This is a genomic window from Nonomuraea composti (genome assembly GCF_012034275.1).
GTDB lineage: Bacteria > Actinomycetota > Actinomycetes > Streptosporangiales > Streptosporangiaceae > Nonomuraea > Nonomuraea composti.
In genome coordinates this window covers 20946-30129 of sequence record NZ_JAATEP010000092.1, presented here as the reverse complement: position 1 = coordinate 30129, position 9184 = coordinate 20946, and the positions used below count along the sequence as shown (strand labels likewise).

Here is a 9184-nt window from a genome sequence, read left to right as displayed (position 1 = left end):
CAAGATGGTGAGCCACCGGCACCCGGCCGCGGATGAGGTCGGTGAGCGTCCCGGCGATGTCCTTGAAGCGGGCAGCGTGCCGGACGTCGGCGGCGCTGATCCCGTGAACGTGCTGCGCGCCCAGGTCACGCTCGGGATTGACCAGCCAGCGTGCTCCACTCGCCTGTCCTGCGTCCCGACGCATCGAGCAAGACCACGGCGATCTCGACGACGCGGTCATGCCACGACGGCCACAGCCCGGTGGTCTCCAGGTCGATGACGGCATAACCCAGCCTGCTGCTGCCCATGCGGCACCCCTCCCCTGCCCATAAGGCCCATCGTGGGCGGATCCCACGGGTTACAGGGAAGACACGGATCGTGATGAGTTCGTGACAGGTGGATGAACCGCCCCCGTCGGGTGGTCATCAACACGCCGTTCACAGCCCGATCGTCCCTGGGCACGCCCTCCTCGGTGTCGCACCTTTGCAGCAACCTCCAGTCACCGCGCGGCACTGCGGATCCCATGGGGCGGGCAGGGATAGCGGGCTGTCACTCCGGCCACTGGACGACGAGGGAACTTACTCACACGGCGAAATGGAGCCCACCCCAGAACGAAGATCGTGGCAGCTTTGCATGGACCGTCCCTAATAACGCATGAAGAGGGTCCGGCAGAGCATTCTCTTGTTCCCTCAGATAATCCTGCGACTGCAGTGGCAACTTCCGCGACCGACAGAAAGTTTTTCTCTACAGCTTGCCGAAAATCCTTGCGAAGGGCAGATGTCGGCCGAGGACGTCCGCTACAGTTTTCCTTCAATGCCCACCTGTCCACGCATCGATGCTCATCTGCGTCCAGGCCGGGCTCCCGGGCGTCACTCGTGGTGCCGCCCTTGAGATAGATCACATGTGCCGCGCATCCAGTCGCGCTCCGGGAACCGTTCCGACTCTCAGTCATGCCCGGCAGCGCGTCGCGGCAGACTCCGCATGCCCTGAAGGAGGTGAACTACATGCAGCACAAAGTCCGCAGCCATTGGCGACGACTTCCCGACGGGCGCATGACCCGCATCCCATCCCACCTGCGAAGCAACAGGTCTCCAGGGAGCCGGGCGACGTCCGACAGCTCGATCGGGGGCCTGATCGTCGTTGTCTTGATCGTCGTATTCCTGGCTTATGCCGCCAGCAAGGGACACTTCTGATCCATTTCGCCCGCGTTGCTGCCTGCTGGACCGAGCACCCCGGCGCATTCCGCTTGGTGCGATCTTCTCCAGGAGAGAGAAGAGCTCGGCAGGCACTCGGATTTCAGAGTCCTATTGCGGCGAGCACAATATCAAGCTCTAAGTCTGCCGAAAGGCCATGTCGCCGCCGCCTGCACGATAATTGCCTGCGCATCAGCGGATCGTGGACCTTCCTTCGCGCGACGTTATTCTTCTGCGCTTACATTCTTTTCTTGCGTTCGACGGCGCTTCGCGCTCACGCATGCCTCACATGCGCCTCCGATCAGGACACATCGGCACGACAGGCAGTTGAGGAGTCATGGATTCAGAACATCGGCCGCGCTGGCTCACCACCGCCATCACCGCTGCGGACGCGCTGTGTTCAGGAAACACGAGAGACCGTCGCGCCGCTGCGCGGTGGTCCCCCAGACCTGTCCACCCTGCCGCGGACCGCGGCCCAGGCTGGTTCCAGGTGGCCCTGCGCACACCGGTCGACCTGGACAAGGCCGAAAGCCTGTATCTGGCCGACGGCCAGGGGCGCGGTGTGCGCTACTCGGTGTTCGAGACCTTCAGCGACAAGGGCCTCCTCTACGTCCGGGTCATGGAGTCTGCCCGCGCCGAGAACCTGGTGCTCTGGATCCAGCAGCGTGCCTCAGGCGCGCTGCTGCAATCGCTGGGCGAACAACTGCGCAGCCTTCGCCCGTCCCCGCTGACGACCGCCTTCGCCGCAGGTCGCCTGTCACCTCTGCCCACACCGGGGCGTCATGGCCTCAATGACGAACAGGACCAGGCGGTATCGGCCTGCATCGCGAAGGGACTGCACGCGATATGGGGACCTCCGGGCACGGGGAAGACCCGCGTCATCGCCCATGCGCTGCGCGCGCTGCGCTCTTCCGGCACCAGCGCGCTGCTCGTCTCGGGCACCAACATCGCCGTGGACAATGCCCTGGAGCGGGCCGCCGAACTCATTCCCGACCTGCGTGCCGGCGAATTCGTCCGCGTGGGAGTTCCGGTGGTCCAGGCGGTCGCCGACGATGACCGGCTCGCGCTGACGCGGCTGACCCGCGCCTCGCTCGCGCGGGTGGAGCAGGAGCGCGCCTCGATCGTGACCCTCATCGACGAGATCCGCAGGGATGCCCGCCTGACCGCTCTTGCCCAGGCACAGCAGCAACTGGCGGAATTTGATCCTGCGGCCTACGCCGCGGCCAAGGCGCGTATCGCCGAGTTCGCCGAGCACGAGCGGGCACACGCACGCCTGCAGCAGGCCCGCACGCACTGCGCGGAGGCGGCCGAGCGGAAGAGCGCGCTCGACGCACTGGCCGAGCAAGCCGGCGCGGCGTGCCGCGCACGAGAAACCGACCGGCAACTGCACGCCGAGGCGGCCCGCTTGCAGGAGGAGTTGCATGCCTACCGGCTGGCAGCAGATCGTGCGCTTCTGCGCGTAGAAGCCGACACGACCCGGCTGCACGAGCTGAACGAGCGGTTGCGGGAGCAGGAGTCGCAGCCGATCTGGAAGAGGCGTCGCCGAGCCGGGCTTACGGCTCTGCGCGGTGACATCGGTGACGCTCAGGCCGCCCTCGCAGCCAGCCGTCAGCGGTTTGACCAGGTCAACGAGGCCCTGGCACGTACGGGCCCCGAGCTGCAGCGACGCATCGCCGCCTACAACCAGGCCGCCTCCTGCTCCGTGAGCGAGATCGGCCGTCTCGACGCCGAGCACGCCCGGCTGAGCGCCGAAGCCATGGCAGCACGTCAATCGCTCCACCAAGCCGAGGCGGTACTCCGTCAAGCCGAGCACGCCCTGCACACCATGCAGCGCGCACCCGAGCCATCAGCCGACGACCTGCGGCTGACGTCGGAGGCCGACGAGGCCGGGCTGCCCACCGTGCATGCCCGCATGAGCAGGCTGCGCGCCGCCGCGCAGGAACCGATGCGGCAACTCACCGATCTGGAGCGGCAGCACGAGAAGGTCCTCGACAAGCTCCGGCGCCTGCAGCGCGACGCCGAGCAGGAGCTCATCGATGCGGCCCAGGTGGTCGCGACGACACACGCCATGCTCCGCATGCGGCCGGCCCTGCACAAGCGCTCCTACGACCACGTGATCATCGACGAGGCCGCCGCGAGTTATCCGGCCGAAGTGCTGTACGCCATCAGCAAGGCCACCTCTGGTGCCACGCTGCTCGGCGACCCCATGCAGAGCCTGCCCATCGTGGAACTGCCCGAGCCGCACTCCGATGCGGTCACGACCTGGCTCGCCCGTGACGCCTTCACCACCCTGGGCATCGACGGGCAACGCCCGGTGCCCGGCTGTGTCACACTCACCACCCAATACCGGTTCGGCCCGGCCATCACCGAGCTGGCCAACCTGCTCGCCTACGACGGCCGCCTGGTGGCCGGCCGGCCGGCGTCCGACGAGATCGTGCTCGTCGACACCGTAGGGCTGGCATCCGAGCTGGCCACCGTACGGTGGGAGAACGGCTCGGCCTGCTGGGGGATCGGTCCCCTGCTGGCTCGCGCCCTGGCCGAACACCACCTGGCGGCGGGCGAGACCTCCGTGGGCGTGATCACCCCCTATCGTCAGGAGCTCAATCTGATCACCGACGTGTTCACCGACACCGACGTCAGCGCCAAGGCCGAGGCAGGCACGGTGTACCGGTTCCAAGGCCGGGAGTTCACCACCGTGATCGTGGATCTGGTCGAGGACGGCGGCAGCAGAATCGCCAGGGGCTCGCCGAAAGCCCGCAACACCTTCAACGTGGCCGTGACCCGGGCTCGAGACCGGCTGTACATCCTCGCGCCCCTCCAGGTGGTGGCCGGCGCCAGAGTGGGACCGCTGCGCGTACTCGGCGATCTGTATCGGCAAGGGCGCGTCACCGTCGTGGCGGCGGCTGACCTCCTCGGCCTCGAACAGGCACCCGAACCCGCAGGAGCCAGGCGCGCCCTGTGGGACGCTCTGCGCGCCTACGTCAAGATCGTCGGCCTTTACGACGAGGAGTTGTTGCCCGACGAATTGCTCGCGGCCATCGAGGCGGCCGAGCACAGCGTCTGGGTGTGGAGCCCCTGGGTCGGCAAGCGAGTCTCCGACATCCTGCCCACCCTGCGGGCCGCCGTCGCTCGAGGCGTCGACGTCAGGGCCGTCGTCCTGCCACCGCGTGACAAGGAAGAACGCTACGAACCCTACGTCGAAGCGCTGCGTCAGGCGATCAGGAACGTGGTGTTCCTGCAGGAAGAGCACCAAAAACTCGCCGTCATCGATCGCAAGCTCACCTTCATCGGCAGCATGAACGTGCTGTCGCACCAACGGGTCGGCGGACGACGCGAAGTCATGACCGTGATGCACAGCAGGCACTTCGCCGCACACCTCCTGCGGCACGAACGTGCTGATGAGTTCGGCCGGCCACCGACTTGCCCGGCATGCCGGCAGCAACGCGAGGCCGCCCTGCGCGGCAGCGGCTCGAAAAGACGCCTGCACTGGCTCTGTCCGCCACCCTGCCGCCATCCTTTGAGCCCGTTCCCGGACATCGACGGCGGCCGCCATCAGCGGCGGGCACCCCGCCGGCCTCGGCCGTGATCCCCGGACGTGACATTTCTCTTCACCTCCCGGCAGAACAATCAAGCATCCGGCTCGCTAGTCAGAAGGCGTTCGGCGAACGATCCTCACCATGGCATCCGTTCAGGCCCTGACGGCGAGGGGGACGACGTGCTGTTCTCCAGATGGCGCCCACGTGACGACATCCACCGTTGGGCTCGCGACCTGCTGGCCTCTCTCGAACACGAGCGGCAGGCGGGCCACCGTCTCCTCGAGCACGCCACCGCCGAGGTGCATCGCCGCCGGCGCGCGTTGCGCGAGCACAAGATCAGGACTCGGCTCGCCCAGCTCCCGGTGGACAAGCTGGACTATGACGGCCCCAGGGTGCCGGCCGGGGCACTGCAGGCCGCCGGCCTGCGCACCGCGGCCGACGTCCATCACCATCGGCACCACCTGACGCGCTTCGACAAGATCGGGCCGAAGCACGCCGACAAGCTCCGTCAAGGCCTCGCCAACGCTCGCCGGCTGCGCGGCGACGACCTGCGGCCCACGCTGGATGACCGTTCCTGGCACAGTCATGAGCTGGACCTCGTCAGAGCCCTGTACACCCTGCACGTTGCCAAGAACCTGTCCCAAGCCTCGGCCTGGCCCGTGCTCCAGCCCCTCCTGGACGACCTACGCGAACTGGCCCGCGCGACACGAAGACTGTCCTGGTTCATGACGAGCGACGACCGCCAGCAGCAGCTGCTCGTCGAGCACCAGGCGCTGCGGGAGCGCGCGCATGCCCCCTCCATCGGTGTGCTTCTGGCCGATCTGCGACAGCACCACGACCAGGTCGAGACGCTCACCCGGACACCGCTGGCCGACGCAGCGGTCAGAACCGTCTGGAGCAAACACAACGCCGCGCTGATGGCCCTGCTGGAACAGCTCACCCTGTACGAGGGCGACCCTGGCGAGGCAGAAGTCATCCGGACCGGCGCCCGACGCGGGTCGCTCCCGGCTGACCTCGCCGGCCAGATCGCCGCCATCCAACTCGACCGCTCGCTGGTGCGCAAGGAGCTTCGTCACTACCAGGAACTGGGCGCCGCCTTCGCGCTCGTCGTCGGCCGGGCCGTCCTGGGTGACGAGATGGGCCTCGGCAAGAGCGTTCAGGCGCTGGCCGCGATCGGACACGTCATCGCGCGCGAACGGCAGCAGCACCACCTCATCATCTGCCCGGCCTCATTGATCGACACCTGGCTGCAGGAGATCACCGAGACGCTGCCGGACGTTGCCTCCTTCACCAGTCGCGGCCGGAACGCCGACGCCGACCTGCAACGCTGGATGAGAGGCCGCGGTCTCATGGTCGTCTCCTATGAACGCGCCAAGGCCCTGGCCCAGCGCCGCCTGCCGCACCTGGGATTCGTCGTCATCGACGAGGTTCATCTGGTCAAGAACCCCGGCAGCCAGCGCACGCAAGCCACCGCCGCGCTGGTCGCTCCGGCACGACGGTGCCTGCTCATGGGCGGCACCCCCATGGAGAACAACGCCGGCGAGTTCCTCAATGTGATCGATTTGATCAACCCGGCCAAGGGCCAGCATCTGCGCCACGCGTTTGACGGTGGAGATCGCGCTCACCGTGAGCCCGACCGGTTCCGGCGCGCCATCGCCGATGTCTACCTGCGGCGCAACAAGGAGGAGGTGATGCAGGAACTGCCCCCGCTCACCTTCCACGACGAACTCATCCCCCTGACCAGGAACGAACGCCGCAGCTACGAGCAGATCGCCCTCACCGACCACGTAACGACCGTCCGCAAGAAGCTCACCATCCTCGGCGGCACCGCATCAGGAAGGATGCAGCGCCTGCGGGAGATCGCCCAAGAATGCCGCGCCAATGAGCAGAAACTTCTCGTCTTCAGCTACTTCCGTGACGCGCTCACCCTGGCCCAAATGGTGCTGGGCGCTGACTGCTCCGTCCTGCATGGAGACATCTCGCACAGCCGAAGGCCCCAGCAGATCGACGATTTCGAGCGCGCACCCGGCTTCGCCGCTCTCATCGCGCAGATCATCGTCGGCGGTCAGGGCCTGAACCTTTCCAGCGCGTCGGTGGTGGTCATCCTCGAACCGCAGAACAAGCCCAGCACCGAATGGCAGGCCACCGGCCGTGCTCACCGCATCGGCCAGACACGCCCCGTGACCGTCTACCGGCTCATCGCCGCGGACACGCTGGAAGAACGCCTCGTGCAACGGGGACATGTCAAGGCCGACATCTTCAACCGGGTGGCACGCCCTAGCGACCTGGCGGACACCATCAGGGCCCGCCTCCTCATCGACCATGAGCCCAACCTCGACGACCTTCTGGAAGAAGAACGCCGGCACATCCGCTCCCGCACGCCCTCCGGCATCAACGCACCGGCATCCGCCCCTGAGGGAAACATTGCGCGGTAAGCCGACCGCACACCTTACGACGAGTTCAAGGGACGACCGTACTGTTGTCTGGGCGCCCGTGCCAGCTCTCGGCTTGCGGTCGAAGGCAGGTGCGACGTCCGTCGTTCCGCGCGGTCCGATGACTGCCTTCCCGTGCTGGTGTCCTCATAGAGGCCGAGCCTGGCCGGAACCGACGCGGTACTCAGCAGGAACGTGAAGCGCCGTCCCACTCGAACAGGTCCCTGGGCGGGATGCTCAGCGCGTCAGCGATCTGAAACACCTTGTCCAGGTGCGGGCTGTACATGCCGTTCTCGATGCGGTTGATCGTCTTGCGGTCTACTTCGGCCATCTCGCCCAGTTGCTCCTGGCTCAACCCGTGCCCTTGGCGAAGCTCGCGCAGCCGCGCGCCGAACTGTCTGCGCAGCTCAGCGAGGCGTGGAGTGGTCGGTTCGGGCACCCAACCACGGTGGCCTGCATGATCACCAAAGGTCTGTACCAACGTTGGTACAAATCCTGGTGGGAGGAGCCCGGGACGTCCTCGTGACGTGCAAGCATGCAGCCGCAACCGCCGCATGCGCAGTCGTCGCCATCGCCCCTGGAGAAGGACGCATGATCCGTTCGCCACACGACCGGCCCTACTCGGCCCGTCTCATCACCCCGCCGCGCCGAGACCTCCAGGGTGGTTTCTCGCCAGCCCGGCTCCTCATCCAGGCCGCGCGCCTGTCGTGGGAGATCCGCGGCATCCTCCAGCTGATCAACGGCATGCGGCTCAACCTCAGCGAAGAGCTCCAAGTCCACTCCGAAGCCAGTGACATGCTCCTGGACGCCGCGCATGCCACCGCCGTCATGGAAGCCCGGCTGCCGCTCGCTCCCGCCTGGGGCAGCGGCCCGCCCCGCAGCCGCTCCATCTTCGCCCAAGCCCGCCAGGCCGGCAGCGACCCCGCCCAGGTGTGCGCCGACGTGCTCCCGCAACGGCCTCGCATCGATCCGCAGGTCCTCGCCGACCTTCACGCCGCGCTCCACGACGACCCGGATCCGGACGCCCAATGCGTCGGCACCACCCTGAAGAGGGAGCGCTGCACCAAGACCATCGTGCGCGGCATCGGCGCGAAACACTGCAGCGTCCACCTGACCTCCGCCGAACGCTACAGCCGCGACCGGCTCCGCGTCGCACAAGACCGGCACGTGCAGGCCCTCCACGACGCCCTTGCTGATCAGCGCCTGGACCTGGTCGACAGCTGGATCCAGCGATACGGGCACCGCCCCCACCGCGTCGAACTACCTACCCTGCCAACCCGGACGCGCGGCACACCTCCGGTGGACGAGCGCGCCGGCGTACAGTCAGGTCTTCAGGAACAACCCCTCATTGCCTTGCACGACACCGGATGGCCGCAACTGTGCCCGCGCTCAGCCGAGATCATCACCGCCCTCATGGCCCGTCCTCAGGCCACGACCACCCAGCTGGCCGAGGCAGCCGCCGCGCAGTCGCCGCATCGCTGGGCCAGCGCGGAGCAATGGCTGGAGTCCAGTATCTGGGACGGCATCCAGCCCCCCGACTTCGCCCTGCCCGCTCCCGAGGAGCGCCCTGAGCTGGATGAGCATCCGTTTGTGCAGGTCCTGCGCCGCCAGCTGGAGGACGGCCACCATGAGTGGCGGCACTGGCACAGCAGCTTCGCCGTCCTGGTCGAGGCCTGCGATGATCCGCCCGTGGACACCATGGCCGAACTGCTGGCCTTCTGGCAGGACATCGGGATCCTGACCACATCCGACCGCTCCGCCCACGATCCGCTGTGGAGCGTGCCGCCGTCACCACCGTCGCCGTGGCGGGTGCTGTTCACGCGCGGCCATCTCGTTCCACCACGCCTGCTGGCCAGCGCCCTCGACTGCCTGTTGCTCGACAGTTCCGTACCCGTGGATCCCGATTTGCCTCCGCGCGAGGTCTTCAATCTCATCGTCACCCCATCTGCACACGACAACTACAACACCGATATGGCAGCCAGCCTGGTCACCACCACGGCCTGAAGACCGCGGCGCTCGGCGGCGGCGCTTGCACCTCGCAATT

At 67.2% G+C, this 9184-nt stretch carries 4 protein-coding genes and 1 pseudogene; 3 read left to right on the top strand and 2 right to left on the bottom strand.

Annotation, left to right across the window (positions count from 1 at the left end; translation table 11 throughout):
* Positions 1–184 (bottom strand): annotated as a pseudogene (locus HCN51_RS58680) (3'-5' exonuclease); the annotation flags it as partial.
* 1478 nt (positions 185–1662) lie between these two features.
* Here HCN51_RS58680 and HCN51_RS55120 point away from each other — a divergent pair.
* On the top strand, positions 1663–4758 hold the full coding sequence (locus HCN51_RS55120) for an AAA domain-containing protein (protein ID WP_168021776.1): 3096 nt from the start codon (positions 1663–1665) through the stop codon (positions 4756–4758).
* 129 nt (positions 4759–4887) lie between these two features.
* The gene (locus HCN51_RS55115) at positions 4888–7143 is read left to right on the top strand and encodes an SNF2-related protein (protein WP_168021775.1); all 2256 of its coding nucleotides are present in this window, start codon (positions 4888–4890) and stop codon (positions 7141–7143) included.
* 181 nt (positions 7144–7324) lie between these two features.
* On the opposite strand, the gene HCN51_RS55110 is transcribed toward HCN51_RS55115, so the two are convergent.
* Complete coding sequence (locus tag HCN51_RS55110) at positions 7325–7579, bottom strand: helix-turn-helix domain-containing protein (RefSeq protein WP_206069047.1); 255 nt, start codon at positions 7577–7579, stop codon at positions 7325–7327.
* Between the two features lie 152 nt (positions 7580–7731).
* Here HCN51_RS55110 and HCN51_RS55105 point away from each other — a divergent pair, with 152 nt between their 5' ends.
* On the top strand, positions 7732–9144 hold the full coding sequence (locus HCN51_RS55105) for a hypothetical protein (protein ID WP_168021773.1): 1413 nt from the start codon (positions 7732–7734) through the stop codon (positions 9142–9144).
* The last annotated feature ends 40 nt before the right edge of the window (positions 9145–9184 follow it).